This is a genomic window from Jiangella gansuensis DSM 44835 (genome assembly GCF_000515395.1).
Lineage (GTDB): Bacteria > Actinomycetota > Actinomycetes > Jiangellales > Jiangellaceae > Jiangella > Jiangella gansuensis.
In genome coordinates this window covers 1,649,566-1,666,434 of the sequence record NZ_KI911782.1, presented here as the reverse complement: position 1 = coordinate 1,666,434, position 16,869 = coordinate 1,649,566, and the positions used below count along the sequence as shown (strand labels likewise).

General features: G+C 70.5%; 21 protein-coding genes and 2 tRNA genes. 12 read left to right on the top strand and 11 right to left on the bottom strand.

The genetic code is table 11. The features are described from left to right. The first annotated feature begins 127 nt into the window (after window positions 1-127). Window positions 128-232 carry a hypothetical protein gene (locus tag JIAGA_RS36455; RefSeq protein WP_483790128.1) on the top strand — a complete coding sequence of 35 codons (105 nt, stop codon included), beginning with the start codon at window positions 128-130 and terminating at the stop codon, window positions 230-232. Between the two features lie 72 nt (window positions 233-304). Here the strand turns inward: JIAGA_RS36455 and JIAGA_RS32925 are convergent, their stop codons facing one another. Beyond that, window positions 305-760, bottom strand: coding sequence for a hypothetical protein (locus JIAGA_RS32925; RefSeq protein WP_157552879.1), 456 nt, complete (start codon window positions 758-760; stop codon window positions 305-307). A 281-nt stretch (window positions 761-1,041) separates the two neighbouring features. Here JIAGA_RS32925 and JIAGA_RS0108135 point away from each other — a divergent pair, with 281 nt between their 5' ends. Then, window positions 1,042-1,449: a YciI family protein gene (locus JIAGA_RS0108135; RefSeq protein ID WP_026875277.1), complete on the top strand. Its 408-nt coding sequence runs from the start codon at window positions 1,042-1,044 to the stop codon at window positions 1,447-1,449. Window positions 1,450-1,457: 8 nt separating this feature from the next. Continuing rightward, window positions 1,458-2,597: an RNA polymerase sigma factor gene (locus tag JIAGA_RS0108130; RefSeq protein ID WP_026875276.1), complete on the top strand. Its 1,140-nt coding sequence runs from the start codon at window positions 1,458-1,460 to the stop codon at window positions 2,595-2,597. Between the two features lie 41 nt (window positions 2,598-2,638). Here JIAGA_RS0108130 and JIAGA_RS0108125 read toward each other — a convergent pair whose 3' ends face one another. The 3 genes from JIAGA_RS0108125 to JIAGA_RS32920 form a co-directional block, all read right to left on the bottom strand. Then, complete coding sequence (locus tag JIAGA_RS0108125) at window positions 2,639-3,712, bottom strand: DNA glycosylase AlkZ-like family protein (protein WP_026875275.1); 1,074 nt, start codon at window positions 3,710-3,712, stop codon at window positions 2,639-2,641. Between the two features lie 231 nt (window positions 3,713-3,943). Beyond that, on the bottom strand, window positions 3,944-4,297 hold the full coding sequence (locus JIAGA_RS0108120; protein WP_035812262.1) for a hypothetical protein: 354 nt from the start codon (window positions 4,295-4,297) through the stop codon (window positions 3,944-3,946). Then, complete coding sequence (locus JIAGA_RS32920; RefSeq protein ID WP_051425860.1) at window positions 4,294-4,890, bottom strand: hypothetical protein; 597 nt, start codon at window positions 4,888-4,890, stop codon at window positions 4,294-4,296. Before JIAGA_RS32920 ends, JIAGA_RS0108120 begins: the two co-directional genes overlap by 4 nt. Before the next feature lie 190 nt (window positions 4,891-5,080). Here JIAGA_RS32920 and JIAGA_RS32915 point away from each other — a divergent pair, with 190 nt between their 5' ends. Beyond that, on the top strand, window positions 5,081-5,671 hold the full coding sequence (locus JIAGA_RS32915; protein WP_051425859.1) for a class I SAM-dependent methyltransferase: 591 nt from the start codon (window positions 5,081-5,083) through the stop codon (window positions 5,669-5,671). Between the two features lie 23 nt (window positions 5,672-5,694). On the opposite strand, the gene JIAGA_RS0108100 is transcribed toward JIAGA_RS32915, so the two are convergent. From JIAGA_RS0108100 to aztD, 3 genes are all read right to left on the bottom strand, one after another. Further along, window positions 5,695-6,540: a phosphatidylinositol-specific phospholipase C/glycerophosphodiester phosphodiesterase family protein gene (locus tag JIAGA_RS0108100; protein WP_211239568.1), complete on the bottom strand. Its 846-nt coding sequence runs from the start codon at window positions 6,538-6,540 to the stop codon at window positions 5,695-5,697. Between the two features lie 96 nt (window positions 6,541-6,636). Further along, window positions 6,637-7,290: a hypothetical protein gene (locus JIAGA_RS0108095; protein WP_157552876.1), complete on the bottom strand. Its 654-nt coding sequence runs from the start codon at window positions 7,288-7,290 to the stop codon at window positions 6,637-6,639. A 12-nt stretch (window positions 7,291-7,302) separates the two neighbouring features. Continuing rightward, on the bottom strand, window positions 7,303-8,559 hold the full coding sequence (gene aztD / locus JIAGA_RS0108090) for a zinc metallochaperone AztD (protein ID WP_026875270.1): 1,257 nt from the start codon (window positions 8,557-8,559) through the stop codon (window positions 7,303-7,305). 665 nt (window positions 8,560-9,224) lie between these two features. Here aztD and JIAGA_RS0108085 point away from each other — a divergent pair. From JIAGA_RS0108085 to JIAGA_RS0108070, 4 genes are all read left to right on the top strand, one after another. Continuing rightward, window positions 9,225-9,491: a hypothetical protein gene (locus JIAGA_RS0108085; RefSeq protein WP_026875269.1), complete on the top strand. Its 267-nt coding sequence runs from the start codon at window positions 9,225-9,227 to the stop codon at window positions 9,489-9,491. A gap of 33 nt (window positions 9,492-9,524) precedes the next feature. Next, on the top strand, window positions 9,525-10,145 hold the full coding sequence (gene orn, locus JIAGA_RS0108080; protein ID WP_035813701.1) for an oligoribonuclease: 621 nt from the start codon (window positions 9,525-9,527) through the stop codon (window positions 10,143-10,145). A gap of 67 nt (window positions 10,146-10,212) precedes the next feature. Then, window positions 10,213-10,288 (top strand) — tRNA-His (locus tag JIAGA_RS0108075). Between the two features lie 307 nt (window positions 10,289-10,595). Further along, complete coding sequence (locus tag JIAGA_RS0108070; protein ID WP_026875267.1) at window positions 10,596-11,771, top strand: Cmx/CmrA family chloramphenicol efflux MFS transporter; 1,176 nt, start codon at window positions 10,596-10,598, stop codon at window positions 11,769-11,771. Window positions 11,772-11,874: 103 nt separating this feature from the next. On the opposite strand, the gene JIAGA_RS0108065 is transcribed toward JIAGA_RS0108070, so the two are convergent. Further along, window positions 11,875-12,432, bottom strand: coding sequence for a YceI family protein (locus JIAGA_RS0108065; protein ID WP_026875266.1), 558 nt, complete (start codon window positions 12,430-12,432; stop codon window positions 11,875-11,877). Between the two features lie 105 nt (window positions 12,433-12,537). Here JIAGA_RS0108065 and JIAGA_RS0108060 point away from each other — a divergent pair, with 105 nt between their 5' ends. Next, complete coding sequence (locus JIAGA_RS0108060) at window positions 12,538-13,011, top strand: MarR family winged helix-turn-helix transcriptional regulator (protein WP_026875265.1); 474 nt, start codon at window positions 12,538-12,540, stop codon at window positions 13,009-13,011. A gap of 79 nt (window positions 13,012-13,090) precedes the next feature. Beyond that, entirely contained in the window at window positions 13,091-13,264 is a 174-nt protein-coding gene (locus JIAGA_RS33735) for a CsbD family protein (protein ID WP_026875264.1), read from the top strand. Between the two features lie 63 nt (window positions 13,265-13,327). Here JIAGA_RS33735 and JIAGA_RS0108050 read toward each other — a convergent pair whose 3' ends face one another. Then, a complete protein-coding gene (locus JIAGA_RS0108050; RefSeq protein WP_026875263.1) occupies window positions 13,328-13,705 on the bottom strand; it encodes a DUF3592 domain-containing protein in 378 nt (125 codons plus the stop codon). A 2-nt stretch (window positions 13,706-13,707) separates the two neighbouring features. After that, window positions 13,708-14,022 carry a DUF3467 domain-containing protein gene (locus JIAGA_RS0108045; RefSeq protein ID WP_026875262.1) on the bottom strand — a complete coding sequence of 105 codons (315 nt, stop codon included), beginning with the start codon at window positions 14,020-14,022 and terminating at the stop codon, window positions 13,708-13,710. Between the two features lie 125 nt (window positions 14,023-14,147). Between JIAGA_RS0108045 and JIAGA_RS0108040 the strand changes: the two genes are divergently transcribed. Then, a tRNA-Lys gene (locus JIAGA_RS0108040) sits at window positions 14,148-14,220 on the top strand. 49 nt (window positions 14,221-14,269) lie between these two features. On the opposite strand, the gene JIAGA_RS0108035 is transcribed toward JIAGA_RS0108040, so the two are convergent. After that, window positions 14,270-15,331, bottom strand: coding sequence for a GNAT family N-acetyltransferase (locus tag JIAGA_RS0108035; RefSeq protein WP_211239567.1), 1,062 nt, complete (start codon window positions 15,329-15,331; stop codon window positions 14,270-14,272). 623 nt (window positions 15,332-15,954) lie between these two features. On the opposite strand from JIAGA_RS0108035, the gene JIAGA_RS0108025 reads away from it, so the two are divergent. After that, entirely contained in the window at window positions 15,955-16,674 is a 720-nt protein-coding gene (locus tag JIAGA_RS0108025) for a hypothetical protein (protein ID WP_026875260.1), read from the top strand. Window positions 16,675-16,869 lie beyond the last annotated feature (195 nt).

Below are 16,869 nucleotides of genomic sequence, written 5' to 3'. Positions count from 1 at the left end.
TAAGACGGATGCGGGCGGGATTACTCATCACCGTGTGCTGGACGTCCTCGGCAGAGGCCAAGCCCGATGACTTCCTGCTGGATCAAATCGGTATCGACGACCGCAAGGCTGCGCATGCCTCCAGCAGATCGCCGACTCACGCAACAACCCTCCTGAGGCGGTCGAAGACGTGACGATTCAGCTGGAGACCTCCGGCCTCATCGAATCGATGGCTCTCTTGAGATCCTCGTAGGCAGCACGACGAGGGCCTCGGCCGATCACACAGGCTCAGCTCGCCTGGCTCTGCCGATGAGCGCGGACGGCACTAGTCAGCGTCGCGGTACAACGGTGCCGGGTCGCCGTAGCGCACCTGTCGGACGGCGCCGGGCAGGGCTTCGGCCAGCGCCTGGGACGCGTCCGCGGAGCATCCCACCGTGAACTCGATCTCCTCGTCGACCTCGCAGGCCACGCACCAGGCCTGGTCCTCCGGCCACACGAGGTGCGGTTCCACACCGCCTTCCACGGAGCCGTACCAGGCCAGCGACGGTGCGTCTCTGAGCACTCCGACCGGGCCGGTGAACAGCAGCATGGTGCGGTTGGGAATCGGCACGCGCGGCGCTCGAGGAACCGGCTCGCCGCCCCAGCCCTCCCAGATCGCCGCATACCCTCGGGCGGGCGTGGCGGTGAAGGAGGCGAGAGTCCCCAGGGCCACGCGGAGCGCGGGATCTTCTCCTACCGCGTCGGCATCCGCGTCGGAGGCGAAGGCGATGCGCACGTACACGTCGAAGCCTGGCGGACCGTACCGAACGAGATCCCACCAATCGACACCGGGCCGCAGCAACCACCGCGCCGCATCCGCGTCTAACGCGGGTTTGATCTCCGCCATCGCCGTCAGTCTGCTACACCACGTCGGGGCCGTGGACCCGGACACACCAGCCGGCTCGCCCGTCTCGTCGACGGGAATCAAAAAACCTCGGCCGGCGATGTCGAGAACCCGAGGCCGGCTCCGTCCCCGGTGTGAAGGCGACCACAATGGGTCGCACCAGCACCGAGGAGCACACCATGGCCAAGTATCTGCTGCTGAAGCACTACCGCGGAGCCCCCGCTGCGGTCAACGACGTGCCGATGGACCAGTGGACGCCGGAGGAGATCTCGGCCCACATGAAGTTCATGGACGACTTCGCGGCCCGGCTCGAGGAGACCGGCGAGTTCGTCGACGGCCAGGCGGTTGCACCCGAGGGGACGTTCGTCCGGTACGACGGCGAAGGTCGCCCGCCGGTCACCGACGGCCCGTTCGCCGAGACCAAGGATCTCATCGCCGGCTGGATGGTGATCGACGTCGACAGCTACGAGCGCGCCGTCGAGCTGGCCGGGGAGCTGTCGGCCGCCCCGGGGGCGGGCGGGAAGCCGATCCACGAGTGGCTCGAGCTGCGTCCGTTCCTGACCATGCCGCCCGCCATCACGGAGTGACCCCTCGCGTGGACGAGGTCCTGCTCCGGAGCCTCACCCCGAGCGTGCTCACCGTCCTCGTCCGCCGCGGAGCAGACTTCGCGGCGGCCGAGGACGCCGTGCAGGACGCGTTGGTGGAGGCGATCCGTGCCTGGCCGGCCGACCCGCCGCGGGACCCGAAAGGCTGGCTGATCACCGTGGCCTGGCGCCGGTTCCTCGACGCGACCCGCGCGGAGGCCGCCCGCCGCCGTCGTGAGGACATCGCCGACGAGGAGCCGCCGCCCGGGCCCGTGCCCGCGGTGGACGACACACTTCAGCTCTACTTCCTGTGCGCCCACCCGTCGCTGACGCCGTCATCTGCCGTCGCGCTCACCTTGCGCGCCGTCGGCGGGCTGACCACCCGCCAGATCGCCCAGGCGTACCTGGTGCCCGAGGCCACCATGGCGCAGCGGATCAGCCGTGCCAAGCGCACCGTCTCCGACGTGCGGTTCGACCAGCTCGGCGACGTCGCCACCGTGCTGCGCGTCCTCTACCTGGTCTTCAACGAGGGCTACTCCGGCGACGTCGACCTCGCCGTCGAGGCCATCCGGCTCACCCGGCAGCTCGCGGGCGCGATCGACCACCCTGAGGTGGCAGGGCTGCTCGCCCTGATGCTGCTCCACCACGCCCGGAGGGCAGCCCGAACCGCAGCCGACGGCAGCCTGGCGCCGCTTGCCGACCAGGACCGCAGCCGGTGGGACACGACGTCGATCGCCGAGGGCGTCGAGATCCTGCAGGCGGCGCTGGCCCGCGACCGGCTGGGCGAGTTCCAGGCCCAGGCCGCCATCGCGGCGCTCCACGCTGACGCGCCCACCGCCGGAGAGACGGACTGGGTGCAGATCGTCGAGTGGTACGACGAGCTGGCGCGCCTGACCGACAGCCCGGTCGTCAGGCTCAACCGAGCGGTCGCCCTCGGTGAGGCCGACGGACCGCGCGCCGGGCTGGCAGCACTCGCGGCGTTGGACGACACACTGCCCCGCCACACCGCGGTGGCTGCCTACCTGCACGAGCGCGACGGCGACCTGGCGACGGCGGCGCGGCTGTATACGGCGGCGGCCCGGAAGGCCTCCAACCTCGCCGAGCGCGACCACTTGACGCGCCAGGCCGCCCGGCTCAACTCCCGACGGTGACGGTGAGGGGCGGTGCTCGGAACCGCTGCCACTGACGACCTTCATGGTGTGGTGACCGCGGACAGGCCGAGCCACGACGCCAGGGCGTCGAGTTCGGTGGTGACGGCCTTGGTGATCTCGCGGGTGAACCGGACGTCCTGGTGGATGGCGTCCACCCGCAGCACGGACTTCTTGCGATCAGCCGTGGCGTCGATCTTGCCGACCATGTGGTCGTGGTGCAGGACCGGCAGCGCGAAGTAGCCCCAGCGCCGCTTCGCCTTCGGTTTGTACATCTCCAGGGTGTACTCGAAGTCGAACAGCTCCAGGGCGCGGACGCGGTCGTGGATGAGCCGGTCGAACGGCGACAGCAACGCCGTCCGTCCGGTGAACTCCTGGCCCAGGGCCGCCGGGTCGACCCGCCAGACACCGGGGGTGTCCTCGACCTCCGCCGGCTCCCCCGCGTCACCGACCAGTTTCGCCCTGGCGATACCCAGCGACCGCAACCGCCGCTCGTCGCGCACCCGTCGTGCCTCGGCGGCCGGCACTGTCGCGACATCCGGCGGGTAAACGCGCTCGGCCAGGTCCCAGGTGCGCTGGCGCCCCCGCCGACCGGCTACCGCGATGTCGCCGCGTGCGGCGAGGAACTCGAGCATCTGGGTGACGTTGCGGTTGTTCGTCCAGCCGGTCGACGGCCACGGCACATCCGCCCGATCCTCGATGTCGCGCGAGAGCAGCGGCCCCGCGTCGCGCAACTGGTCGAGCACGTGCCGGCGGAAGGACGCGTTGGCGTGCAGCCACGCGTGCGACCTCGACCCCTTCGGTGGCCACTCGGCCATGTCCTGGAGGTAGAGCCCCAGGTCCGCCATCGGCCGGACGACGGCGGTACGCCACAGGTACTCGAACAACGACCGATCGCGCTCCAACGCCTCCTGCAGATGCGCGGGCTGGTACCGATGGCCCAGGCGGCTCCATGCGACGAGGTCGGCACTCGGCGCCACCGCGGCCGTCGGATCCAGCTGCAGGAACGTCAGGTGGTTCACGACCGCCATCAGGCCCTCCGGCCTGCGGGCATCGAGCAGTTGGGCTCGCACCGCGATGCGCCGAGCCTCACCACGATCGAGTCGGTGGACAACCATGCCGGGACCATAGCGACGATGGCGGGTGGTTTGGTGGCGCCCTGGCACCACCAAACCACCCGCCGTCACCGTTCCGCAGACCTGTGTCAGGGCACGCCGTCCCGCGCATCCGCGATGAGGCGCAACCGAGCCTGCTGGTATGGCACGTTCAGCCCGAGGATGAAACAGAGCAGCAAGCTGGGACCGCCACTCAACGTCGCCGGCAAACCGGCGTCCGCGTGTTTGCGCTGGTCAGCCGGTGGCTCGACGGTTGAGGTGGCGGCTCAGGAGGACGGCGGTCATGAAGCAGAGCGCCGCCACAGCGACCGCCCCGAAAACGACCGGGTTGAGCCAGTCCGGCACCGACTCCTGGGTGCTGCCGTCGGCGAACACGCAGGTCCGTTCGAGCGGGAGGATGCTCTCACGCATCCGGACGAAGTGGGCACCGCTGGGTGCCCCGAAGTAGATGCATTCTTCCTTGAGCTCGCCGCCGAAGGCGAGGTGAAGGAGGGCGAGGAACAGGTAGAGCGCCGCGGCCGGGAACGCCAGGATGGGCACCGGTACCCACAGGTAGTCGCGCACGGACTCCAGCCGCGACGATGTCATCTCAGCAGTATCCACACCACGAGGCCGATGACCAGCCAGAACAGCGCGGCGATTCCGGCCGCGAGCAGGAGTCCGCCCATCGTGGTGAGTTTGCGCTCCGCTGGTTCCGCGCTGGCCGGCTGGTCGACCACGACGGACTCGCGGGCGAGGTCGGCGGCCAGGGAGTCGCGGACGTCGAAGAGGCGGCGGATCAGGGCGTCGACCTGTTCGAGCGCGACGAGGCCGGCCATGGCGTCCTCTTCCGCTCCCGGCGCCTCGAGGGCGCCGGGATGCGCGGCTCGGGAGCGACGGGTGGCCTCCCACGTCCGCACTGCTCCGTCCAGCGCCTCGACGTCGCGGCCCACGTCCGGCAGCGTCCAGGATGTCTGCTGTCCCGGGATGCCGGCGAGCTCGCGCAGCTGATCAGCCAGCCGTGACGCCTCGTCGGCGCGGAGAGCGACCGAGCGCACCGGGGCGTCGTCGTCGAGGAGCACGACATCGATGACCGGGCCGTTCTCGTCATAGCTGGCGACGAGGTAGCCCGGACTGGCGCCGCCCAAGGTCGACCAGGCGAACGGGCCGGAGCGGGCGCTGTCGGGCTGTGCTGCGGACACGGGTTCCCCTCCCGTGAAAGTTCGGCGGCCACGACTACCGGGACGGCGAGCGAACAGTTCCACTGTCCCAGGTTGATCATGACCGAGCCGAGCCACTCTATGCATGACGACCACAGATGGGCAATCCCGGTCGGTGCCGGCCCGTGTCACTGACGCGGCTTGTCAGGAACAGGGCGGCACACTCGTTCCCATGAGCGACCCGACGCCGCCACACATTGCCCGGCTCGTCCCACGGCTGGGGCTGGCGGGCACTGAACGCGTCCTCGAACTCGGCGGTGCACCAGGCGTCGCCGCCGCCGCGATCGCCCGGCTCCTGACCGGCGGCGGGCATGTCACCGTCGTCGATCGATCCGCGACCGGGGTGAGGCGCACCGCCGAGCGCAACCGGGACCTCGTCGGCGCCGGCCGGGTCACGGTCCTGCGGCAGGACCTCGCGGCCATCGAACCCGGCGCCGCTCACTTTCCGGCCGCATCATTCGACGTCGTCCTGGCCAGCAACGTCAATGTGTTCTGGACTCATCCGGCCCGAGCCAACGTCGCCGCGCTCGCCGCGCTGCTCCGGGTACCCGGCGGGCGGCTGCACCTGTTCTACGGCTACGGAGGACGGGCCGCTCACGGCGCCGTCACGAGCCACCCGGCCGGCGACGACGGCGACGGCGCGCGGTCCGACGTGGGTGAGCGGGTCGCGGCGACGCTCGCCGCGGAGCCGGCGTTGACCGCCGTCGAGGTCCACCGCCTGGGTCCGTCGGTCGAGATCCGCGCCCGCCGCGCCGCTGCCTAGACCACGCGTCACCGGGGAGCCGGTCAGCGGCCGGCCAGGAAGTCACGCAGTCCGGCGAGGTCGTCGGTGTTGAGGTGGTCTACGCCGGCGGCCAGCAGTTCGCTCCAGATCGCGTCGCGCGCCGGTCCGGGTTCGTCGGGCGTCGCCCAGAAGCGGATGCGGTAGCCGGCGGCATGCGCCCGCTGGACGATGTCGGCCAGCTTCGCTCGTTCCGCGGCCGGCATCGGGCCGTCGCCGCGCCAGGTGAAGTGGTTGCCCCAGTTGTCGCTGACCAGCGGCATGAGGCCGGCCGACAGTCCGCTGTCGAGGTCGCCGAGCCGGCCGTCGTAGCCGGCGAAGCGCAGCCGCTGCGCCTGCATCGCGGCGAGCGGCCGGTCACCGCTGATGACGGCGGTCACGGCACCGGGCCGCACGCGGCCACCGACGTACCGGGTCATCATGTCCTGGTAGCGGCGCAGGGTCGCGTCGATCTCGGCGTAGGTGGCCTCGCCGGTGTTCTTGATGTCGATGAGCAGTTGCAGCGATCCGTCCCATCCCGGGTACACCGAGCCGCCGTTGGCGTGGACGAGGTCGCGCAGCGGGTCCAGGTAGAGCGACTCGAGGGTGCGGCCGGGCTGGACCTCCCAGGCGTCGTGTGCCACCAGCAGCTCGCCGTTCACCAGCCAGACGTCGGCTTCGACGCTGGTGAACCCGTGGTCGAGCGCGTCGAGCAGGGGCCGCTCGTGCTCGTAGTCGTTGTGGGCGTGGGCCGGGTCGAGCGGCTCGCCGATGGCGGAGGCGGTGGCCGCCGCCGCGATGCCGAGGGCCGCCGCGGCCGGCAGCGCCAGGAGTCGGGTGATCATTCGCCGGAAGCGGGATCGATCGCTCATGCCGGACATTGTCACGGCGGCGTGACAACCAGTCGATGACGACGTCGCGACGGCCAGGCGACGAGTGTGCCAACGGCCGGGGCCGGACGCGTCAGGTCACAAGGTCGGGTCGACCTGGAACTCGACGGAGTCCCACTCCCCGAACTCGTCGTAGCCGATGAACGTGACCTCGACGGTGTCGCCGGCGGCGAGCTCGATGGCCGAGGCGGTCAGCGTGGACACCGGTTCGCCGGCCAACAGCACCGTCGCCGTCCACGAGACGTATGACACGGTCGCGTCGCCGTCGTTGGCGACCTGGGCACCGACCTCGAAGTCGCCGACGACGTCCTCGCGCACCTCGACCTCGGTGAAGGTGAACTCCCCTGCGGTGAACGAGCCGTCGAGCGGCGTGGCGTCCGCTGGCGGCTCAGCCGGCGTCTCAGCCGAGGTCTCCGTCTCCGCGAGCGCGGCCCGGGCTTCGTCGAGGCGGTGCTTGAGGTCGTCGCGCTGGCCCCGCACCTGGCCGAGCTCCTCGCGGACGGCCTCGAGCTCGTCACGCAGTTCCGCGACCTCACCGGACTCGGCGGCGGCGGACGGATCGACATCGTCGTCGAGTACTGTGGCCAGGCCCAGTCCGCCGCCGGCCCCCGCCACCAGCGCCAGCACGGCGACCAGGGGCCATACCCACCGACGACGGCGTTCGGCGGGCGCCGTGGGTGGTGGCGGCGGGGGCACCGGCGGCGGGGCCGGCGGCAGGGGTGGGGTGCTCATCGAGGCAGGATGCTACCCGTTCGCCGCAGCGAGCTCGTTCGGTGTCTCGGGCAGGCTGGCGCTGGTCACGACGCTGCCGGCGGCCAGATCCACGGCGTGGATCTCACCGGCCGCCGGGTCGGTCACGTACGCGGTGCCTCCGTCGACGACGAGAGTCGGGCGTGGCAACTGCCAGTCCTCCGGCTCGGTCCATGCGCCGATCACCGGGATGGTGGTCGCGACCTGCCCCGTCGCCGGGTCGATGACGTGGATGGCGCCGTCGGTGCCGAGCACCAGCGCTTCGCCCGCCGGACCGCGGGCGAGGGAGCGGAAGGTGTAGCTGACCCCGAGGTCGACCAGCTGCAGGGTGTTCGTCGCCGTGTCGATGAGCGAGACCCGCTCCGGGCGTTCCAACTCGGTGTCGGGGTCGACCTTGTAGTCGCCCAGCACGACGGTGGACTCCTCGGATCCGGCCTGGTTGCCGATCCGGCCGTACGGGTCCGGGCTGGCGATCTTGGTGAAGGCGCCGTCGCTGTAGACGAGCACGCCGTCCTCACAGCCGACGACGACGGTCTCGCCGGCGGCCATCGCCTCGCCGTGGACGCCGGGGCATTCCTCGCTGCGGGCGATCTCGGTGCCGTCGGCGTCGAGGACCTTGGCACCGGTGCGAGTCTCCTCGTCTCCGAGGGTGATCAGGAGCTCGTCGTCGGCGAGGCGCACCGCGACACCGTGGTGCGGCTGGTCGGCCATGATGATCTCGGTTTCCGGCTGGCCGTCGGCGAGGTCGCCGGACGGGAAGATCTCCACCTGGCCGGTGCCGTCACTGAACAGCACTGTCGAGCCGGCGTGCCGGACGACATGGCCGGGATGGTCGGTGTCGAAGGCGATGTCGGTGAGAGCGGGCTCGCCGACATAGTGGTGGGCGTGGTCGCCGTGGGGGACGCTCCACGCACCGGTGTCGAGCACCTGGAACGCCTGGTCGGTCGAGACGATGACGTGCCGGCCGTCGCCCGCCGGGTTGACCCGGAGGAACCCGTCCAGCTCGATGGTCTCCAGGACCTCGAGCGACTGGCCGTCGAGCACGAGCAGACCGCCGTCGTAGGTGGCGACCAGCCGTGACTGCGCGGTGGTGACTTCCTCAGCCTGGTTCGGCCACTCCGACGGGGCGGCCGACGGCTCGCCGGACGGCGCGCTCGCGGCGTCTCCCGACGACTCGGCGTCGCCGCAGGCGGTCAGGACCAGCCCGGCCACGGCCAGTGCGCTGATGGTGGTGACGTGACGTGTCTTCATGCCGCGCAGCCTATTTGAGAATAGTTCTCGTCTTCAAATGGCATGGGTGGGCAACCCGGCGGCGACGAGGACTACGCTCGGCTGCACCGACTCCGGTCACCCCCGACCATCCGCATCAACGCCGCAGGGAGAGCTTGGTGGCGCGACGACGTCAAGCAGGACGACGCGTCGCAGGTCGCCCTGCACCGGCGCCGGACGAGTCGCAGCTCAACGACCCCGACGACGCGGCTCCGGAGGCCCGGACACCGCCCCAGGAACCACGGACCGGCGCGTCGCGGGACCTGCGACTGGCGGGCCCGGTCCCCTTCCGGCACCCGGACGGACCGGTCCGCCAGCAGCCACCGTCCGGCGCTCCACCTCAACCGCGACGACGCCGAGGCGGACCACCCGGCTTGGCCGCGCCCGCCGAGCCGGCGCCGAACCCCGTCGACGACGCACCCGGCCCACCCCCTGCGCGGCGGCGCGATCGCCGGGCCCGCGGCGGCAGCGCGCCGGACCGAACTCCGCACGCGGACCCGGCATCCGGGCAGTCCCCCAACGACACACCCAACCCGTGGGCGACGGACGCGTCCTCCCACCCGCCCAAGACCGGGCGGCGATCCGCTGCGTCACCCCCACAAACGGCAGACCTACCCGCGGCGGCCTCCGCGCCGAGCCCCGCACCGTTGCCGGAGGCCGGACCGACCCCCGACGGGCCGCCCCGCCGCTCCGCCGTCCCGTCGGTCGCGGAACTGGCCGTCTACGGGGGTCTGGCCACGGTCATCGCGGCTGTGGTGATGGTCGTGAACGGGCGCCCATGGTGGCACGCGGCGGCGGTGGTCGCCGGCGCGATCGTCGTCGTCGGGGTGTTGGTCCTGGTGTCGTCGCGACCCACCCCGCAGCGCGACCACGGCGGCTCGGCCGGGCGACGCCGCAGGCGACGACAGTCGTGAACCCTTAGGGTGGTCGGCGTGAGTAACGACCGCATGGTGTGGATCGACTGCGAGATGACCGGGCTCGACCTGCAGCGCGATGCGCTGATCGAGGTCGCCGTGCTCGTCACCGACGCCGAGCTCAACGTGCTCGGCGACGGCGTCGACGTGGTGATCCGGCCGCCGGACGACGCACTCGCGTCCATGAACGACGTGGTCCGCCAGATGCACATCGCCAGCGGCCTGCTCGACGAGCTTCCGCACGGTGTCACGCTGCCCGAGGCGAGCGCCATGGTCATGGAGTACATCACCGCGCACGTGCCGGAGCCGTCGAAGGCGCAGCTGGCCGGCAACACCGTCCACATGGACCGGCTCTTCCTCGCCCGCGACCTCCCGGACGTCGAGAAGTGGCTGCACTACCGCAACATCGACGTCTCCTCGATCAAGGAGCTCGTGCGGCGCTGGTATCCGCGCGTCTATTTCGCCAGCCCGAGGAAGACCGGCAACCACCGGGCGCTCGGCGACATCAAGGACTCCATCGACGAGCTGCGCTACTACCGGCAGACGGTGTTCGTCCCCCTGCCCGGCCCCGACAGCACCATTTCGCGGGCGGCCGCCGTCGCGGTCATGGACGCCGCCAAGGCCTCCGAGCCCGCCGACGACAACGCCACCTGAGACCCGTGCGCGAGCACCCCTCGACGGGCCGTATACTTGTTCAGCCGTGGCCGTCCACGGCGCCATGGTGGCTGTAGCTCAGTTGGTAGAGCACCTGGTTGTGGTCCAGGAAGTCGCGGGTTCAAGTCCCGTCAGTCACCCCACGCGATGTCGCTCGCGGACATCCACGAGGCCCGAACTCACGTCAGTTCGGGCCTCGTCCGCGTTCCGGGTCAGGTCCTCGCTCCGGTGGACGACGGACCCGGGTTGGTACTGTGTGCTCGTGAGTTCTCCCGAAGCGTCCAGATCGGGGCTACCGGCCTGCCGGTAGCCCGAGATGCTGCTGACCTTCTCTTCGCGAATCCTGGCGCGACTGTCGCGCGTCGCTGTTCTCGCTGATCCCACCGCATCTGAAGCGCCGGTAGCGCCGTCCGCGCACCGTCAGCTACGCACGCTTCGGAAGGCACACTCATGCCCGTATTGCTCTACCTCCTCGCGGCCGCAGTCTTCGCGCAGGGAACCTCCGAGTTCGTCCTGGCCGGGCTCTTGCCCGCGATCGCTGCCGACCTGGACGTTTCGCTCGGCCAGGCCGGCCTGCTGACGTCGGCGTTCGCGCTCGGCATGGCCGTCGGCGCACCCGCCATGGCGGCCGCCGGCCGCGGACTCTCCCCGCGCTGGACCCTCACCGGCTTCCTCACGCTCTTCATCGTCGCCCACGTCGTCGGCGCGCTCACCGACAGCTTCGGAGTCCTGTTCGCGGCCCGGATCGTCGCCGCCCTGGCCAATGCAGGGTTCCTCGCAGTGGCGCTGTCGGCCGTCACCCGTGTCGTCCCGGCTGAGCGTCGTGCCCGTGCGCTGTCGGTCATCCTCGGCGGCACGACGCTGGCGCTCATCGCCGGAGTGCCCGCGGGCGCCTTCGTCGGCTCGGCCCTGGGCTGGCGAGCCACGCTGTGGGCCATCGCCGTCGTCTCGTTGCCGGCGCTGATCGCCGTACTGGCGGCCACCCCCACCCGACCCGAGACGGGCGGCCGGTCCGGCACGGCCGCAACGCTGAGGCGCGAGCTGGCAACGCTGCGCCGACGACCAGTCCAGCTCAACCTCGTACTGGCCATCCTGGTCAACGCGGCGACGTTCTGCACGTTCACCTACCTGGCCGCCATCGCCACCGGCCCAGCCGGACTCGCTGAGCCCGCCGTGCCGGTGCTGCTGGGCGTCTTCGGTGTGGGTGCCTTCCTCGGTGTCAGCGCGGCCGGCCGGTTCGGCGACCAGCACTGGCAGCGCCTGATCGCGTTGACCGGCCCGCTCCTGGCGCTCGGCTGGGTGGTGCTGGCCCTGGCTGCCGCCAGCCCGGCGGCCCTATGGCTCCTAGCCCTGAGCCAGGGCGCGCTCTCGTTCGCTCTCGGTAGCACGCTGATCGCCCGGATCATGGCCACCGCCCATCACGCACCCACCATGAGCGGTTCCTTCGCCACGGTCGCGCTCAACGTCGGCGCCATCGTCGGCCCCGTCGCCGGTGGCATCGCCATCGAGGCGACCGGCGTGCGAGGCCCACTCGTCGTCAGCGCGGCGCTCGTGCTCGCGGCGGTCTTCCTCGGGCGGATCGTGCCGGCCTCACGCCGCCTCGCCGAGACGTCCACGCACCGGTAACCCGTCGCCGGCCGGGCCCGGGCCGCCGCCCGGACACGACGACGCCGCGCCCGGACGAGTCCCGGACGCGGCGTCAGTGAAGCTGATCCGCCGATGAGTGGCCTCAGGCCGACTTGATCGCGGACACCTCGAACTCCAGCGTGACCTTCTCGCTGACGAGCACGCCGCCGGCCTCGAGCGGGGCGTTCCAGGTGACGTTGAAGTCCTTGCGGTTGATGACGACGGAGCCCTCGAAGCCCACCCGGGCGTTGCCGAACGGGTCGACGGCCGAGCCGTGGTAATCGAAGTCGACCGAGACCGGGCGGGTGACGTCCTTGATGGTCAGGTCGCCGGTGACGCGGAACGTCGTCTCGTCGATCTGCTCGACAGACGTGGAGACGAACGTGATCTCCGGGTAGGTCTCGATCTCGAGGAAGTCGTTGGTCCGCAGGTGACCGTCACGCTGCTCGTTGCGCGTGTCGATGCTGGCGGCCTTGATGACGACCTTCGCGGTGGACCTGCTCGGGTCCTCACCGTCGATGTGGAAGCCGCCGTCGAACTCGTTGAAGGCGCCGCGGACCTTGGTCACCATCGCGTGCCGGGCGACGAAACCGATGCGGGTGTGGCTGGCGTCGATCGTGTAGTCGCCGGTCAGCTGGGTGAAGTCAGTCGTCGTGGTCATGGTGTTACTCCTTGCGAGGGGGGTCTGTGGTCAACTCTTAATCGTTGACGCGTCACAGATTATCGAACTTGGATGACGTGTCAACTATTCCGTAGAATCCCAGACATGGCAGAGACACGATGGCTGGACGACGCCGAGCAGACGGCGTGGCGGAGCTACCTGCGCATGAACACGGTGCTCACCGCGGCCCTGAGCCGGCAGCTCCAGAACGACACCACCCTGTCGCTGCCGGACTTCGAAGTGCTCGTCCACCTCACCGACGTCGACGACGGCAGGCTGCGCGTCTCCGAGCTGGCCCGCGCCATGCGATGGGAGAAGAGCCGCCTGTCGCACCAGGTCACGCGCATGCAGCGGCGCGGGCTGGTGGCGCGGGAAGAGTGCCCCAGCGACGGCCGCGGCGCGTTCGTCGTCCTCACCGACGAGGGCCGCGCCACGATCGAGGCCGCCGCACCGTCGCACGTCGACTCCGTCCGCCGGCTCTTCTTCGACACCATCACCGCCGACGAGGTCACGGCGCTGACCGCCATCTCGCAACGGGTCATCGAACGCGTGGAGGCCAACGACGCCTGCCCGTCGTGACGTCATTCACATGACGCCACGTGTACTGCGACCACTCCCGGGTACGGATCCAACCAGCGACCAAGGGAGGGAGCACGATATGGGCGCCGATGACAAGGTCAAGAACACCGCTGAGAACCTTGCTGGCAAGGCCAAAGAGGCGGTCGGCAAGGCCACGGACGACGAGAGCACCGAGGCCGAGGGCAAGACCGACCAGTCCAAGTCCGACCTCAAGCAGGCAGGCGAGAACGTGAAGGACGCGTTCAAGCGCTGAACCTCGTCGGGACCATCCGCCCCCGCTGCGACCACCAGCGGGGGCGGGTCCCTGTTCGGGTGCCTACATCAGCAGCGTGAGAGCGATCGCCGCAGCCGTCACGCCGAGCACCGCGAATGCCTCGTTGAACGACCCGCCGCCCCGCCTCGACACCTCGGCGGAGTGCTCCGGCAGATACACCACCTGGACCGTCTCGCCCACCTGGTACTTCCCCGGCAACGCCGACACCCGCTCGGCGCCGTCGTCGTCCTCGTAATGCACGGTGGAGACCCAGCGGCTACTGCGCGCGCCCTGAGCACCGGCCCGATGCACCAGCTTCGACTCCGTCACGACGGCGTCTGCCGGGCGGCCCCGCCGCCGCGTCCGCACCACCCGCAGCGCCGACCAGCCGGCACCGATCAGGCCCGCCAGACCGATGACGATCCGCAGCCCGTTGTCCACCCTCAGGAATCCTCGGGCGAGCGACGACGGACACCGTGACTGCGCTCCCACATGCTGAGCTGCTTCTCGAGGCCCTTCATGATCTCGAACACCTGGCTCGGTGGCACCCGCACCCGAGTCACCACCCGGGTCGGGACCTTCACCACCCGGCTGCCGTCGTCGGCCACCGTGGGCTTGGGTGGCCGCTTCAACACGGCGAAGTCCAGGACGAATGAGTCGGCGGTGTGCCAGATGGAAGCGAAATCGGCATAGGTGCCGGGCTCGACATCGGTCGGGATCTCGATGTCGTACTCGCGGCGCTCGGGCTGGTTGGCCATGCCGCCTACTCTAGGCGCGACGATCGCCCGGAGTGCCGGCCGCGCGAACTCGCGTGTGGCCCCGCCGGCCCGCCGTCCTGGCGATTTCTACTCCGCGCCCGCCGGTGGTAACCTCTAGCGTCGTTGCGCCATTAGCTCAATTGGCAGAGCAGCTGACTCTTAATCAGCGGGTTCGGGGTTCGAGTCCCTGATGGCGCACTCCCTTTGCCAGGCAAGCGGCGAAGCCGTGCGCGGCGGGCGATGCGGCTTAGGAGGCGCCTGGTCCGATCGCCGCCTTCGCGGTGACGACGTCGGAGTCGACGGTCCAGCCGAGTGCTTCGTAGAGCCCGCGGCCGTCCGTCGTCGCGACGAGGACCCCGCGCGTCGCGCGCTCGTCTCGCGCCACCGAGCACAGGCTGGCCATGACCAGGCGCCCGAGTCCACGCCGTCGGTGCGCGCTATCCGTCTCGACCTGATCGATCACCGCTGCGTCGCCATGGACGGCCACGCGGCCGGACGCGGCTCGCATGCCGTCGCGCGCATGAACCGCGACCTCACGGAAGCGACCTAGGTCGGTGATCCGCGATGTGTAGCCGTCGATGTCCGGAGCGCGGCCCGGGCCGATCGGGGCACTCATCAGGAACTCTGGCTCGGCTACGGTCCATCTCGCGTTCAGCGCGGATATCGCCTGCTCGCGATGAGCGATGATCTTCAGCCAGGTGCCTGGTTCGGCGGGTGCCTGCGCACGGGCTGATGCTGCGGCCAGGTCTGTCATGACGAAGCGGACTCGCTGCTCCTGTCTGCCGACCTCGAGGCGATAGCCGTCGGGCTCGGTGCGCGGCTCGGGCAGGTCCCGGCACATGGACCAGCCCCACACCCAGTCGTGCACCAGCGAGGGCAACGGTGAAGATCCCGCGACGTCCAGCTCGCTCAGTCGCGCTTCCGTGGCTGGCCGGATAAGCGTTTCGTCCACTGGCATGATCCGAGGACGTGCTGGATCGGGCTCTGCCGGCGCGATGCGCAACTCGTCGGCCACGATCTGAAATGATAACCGGAACTCGACGTCCCCCCGCCGGAGACGGCCCCACGATGGGGCACGCTCGCCGCCGAACACCACGCCCGGCTCGTCGTCATCGAGTGCCGCTGCAGCGACCTCGCCGTCCATCGCGGACGCGTCGACGGACGCCGGCGCGACATCCCCGGCTGGCACGAGATCGACTGGCAGCACGTGGAGAACATGCGCGCCGAATTCCCGCCGTTGACCACCGAGCACGTCGCTCTCGACACCGTCGGTGCGGTCGAGCACAACCTGGCGATTGCCCTGTGCCACATCCGGGGCTAGGCCGCTGACTGACAACGAACGCCGCGCTTCTGGTCCACGCCGCCGAGGCGGAGCAGCCGCGAACCGCGTGAGATCGGAACACGCCCGGCTCGGCGCGAGCCGATTGCGCGCAATTCGGACGACGCTGATCACGCCATACCAGGACGGATTCGGGCAAGCAGGTCCGCTCTCCGCGCCGTTCACGTCTCGCGCCCCGGCTGCGACGGCTCGGCGCGCCGTGCATGACCGGCATCGCCCCAGGCCAGCGGGCCGTGCCGCAGTATCGCGATGCTGTCTACCGGCCGAACGTACCCCCTCGGTGGCCTGAACTGACGAATTCTGCGAAAGGCGCTTTTGCTGCCCCGGAGGGCCTGAGTAGGGTTCGCAACTGGGGCGATCTGTAGCCACTTCGGCTGAATTCCGGTGGATCCCCCAGGAGTCGGAAAGGATCTCGGTCGATCAGCAAGGCCAGGCAAGAGAAGCTCAGGGGACGCCGAACTGGCTACGATGCCAGGCCGGGCGGCCCCCGCTTCGGCGTTCGCCGCCGCACGGCCGGCGGCTGGGTCGCCACCAAGGTCCGCCGCTATCCCGCCGTCATCGTCTGCGGGCTCGCCGCCACTCTCGGCATCACCTTGGGGAACGTACTGGTCCCCTCGATCGACCACGCGCTCGGCATCGACGGCGACAGTCTCGACCCGCAGGTGATCGCCTCCCCCGCGGACAAGCCCGACACGTCGTCCGGCACCGACGAGCCGCACCTCGATGGCTCGCCAGACCCGGCCGACGAACCCGACACCGGCGACAGCAGCTCGGGCGGCGGCGGTGACGGCGGCCGGCCCGACCGCGAGGACGACCCCGACCGGCCCGGGGGGTCCGGGGACGACGCACCGGACGAGAGCGAGGAACCCGGCAGCGGCACCTCCTCCGGCCCCGGCACTGACGGCTCACCTGACCCGGCCGGCGAGCCGGACCCCGACGGCGGCCAGCACGACGAGACCCCGGGCGGGTCGCCGTCCAGCACTCCGGACGAACCGGAGGAACCGACGCGGTCGCCGTCACGCGAGCCATCGGGCGACCGGCCGTCCGAGTCGCCCTCGCCCGACGACGAGCTCCCGACCTCGGCGCCGACGGCAGGCAGACCGACCGGGAACCCGGAGAAGCCGGACGAGGACGAGACGGACGAAGAGGACGAGCACGAAGGCCTGTGCCTCGAGATCGACCTGTCCCCGCTGGAGCTGGCGCTGTGCCTGCTCGGTGGTGGCTCTGCGTCGAGCCCGTCCCCCGTCCCGCTGCATCCCACGCCGATTCTGCCGAGCGAGACCCCGACTCCGTCGGCAACCCCTTCCGGCTGACGGCATCCGGCCACCAGGAGCCGATCTCGCGGAGTCCACCGCGTTGTCCGCGCCTGCGCGCAAGAAGCCCCCTGCGCGGAGGAATCCATGCAACGCGCCGGGGGCCTAGCCGGGATCATCGGTGTTAGGAGCACCTCCCCCGGCCGATACCAGCATACGCCGTTGACGACCAACCTGCCTCGGTGTCATCCTGAT

Coding starts and splice junctions, on each gene's coding strand:
- JIAGA_RS0108135 (WP_026875277.1), top strand. CDS start 1,042: ATGGCCAAGTATCTGCTGCTGAAGCACTACCGCGGAGCCCCCGCTGCG.
- JIAGA_RS0108125 (WP_026875275.1), bottom strand. CDS start 3,712: ATGGTTGTCCACCGACTCGATCGTGGTGAGGCTCGGCGCATCGCGGTG.
- JIAGA_RS0108120 (WP_035812262.1), bottom strand. CDS start 4,297: ATGACATCGTCGCGGCTGGAGTCCGTGCGCGACTACCTGTGGGTACCG.
- JIAGA_RS32915 (WP_051425859.1), top strand. CDS start 5,081: ATGAGCGACCCGACGCCGCCACACATTGCCCGGCTCGTCCCACGGCTG.
- JIAGA_RS0108100 (WP_211239568.1), bottom strand. CDS start 6,540: ATGAGCGATCGATCCCGCTTCCGGCGAATGATCACCCGACTCCTGGCG.
- JIAGA_RS0108095 (WP_157552876.1), bottom strand. CDS start 7,290: ATGAGCACCCCACCCCTGCCGCCGGCCCCGCCGCCGGTGCCCCCGCCG.
- aztD (WP_026875270.1), bottom strand. CDS start 8,559: ATGAAGACACGTCACGTCACCACCATCAGCGCACTGGCCGTGGCCGGG.
- orn (WP_035813701.1), top strand. CDS start 9,525: ATGGTGTGGATCGACTGCGAGATGACCGGGCTCGACCTGCAGCGCGAT.
- JIAGA_RS0108070 (WP_026875267.1), top strand. CDS start 10,596: ATGCCCGTATTGCTCTACCTCCTCGCGGCCGCAGTCTTCGCGCAGGGA.
- JIAGA_RS0108065 (WP_026875266.1), bottom strand. CDS start 12,432: ATGACCACGACGACTGACTTCACCCAGCTGACCGGCGACTACACGATC.
- JIAGA_RS0108060 (WP_026875265.1), top strand. CDS start 12,538: ATGGCAGAGACACGATGGCTGGACGACGCCGAGCAGACGGCGTGGCGG.
- JIAGA_RS33735 (WP_026875264.1), top strand. CDS start 13,091: ATGGGCGCCGATGACAAGGTCAAGAACACCGCTGAGAACCTTGCTGGC.
- JIAGA_RS0108045 (WP_026875262.1), bottom strand. CDS start 14,022: ATGGCCAACCAGCCCGAGCGCCGCGAGTACGACATCGAGATCCCGACC.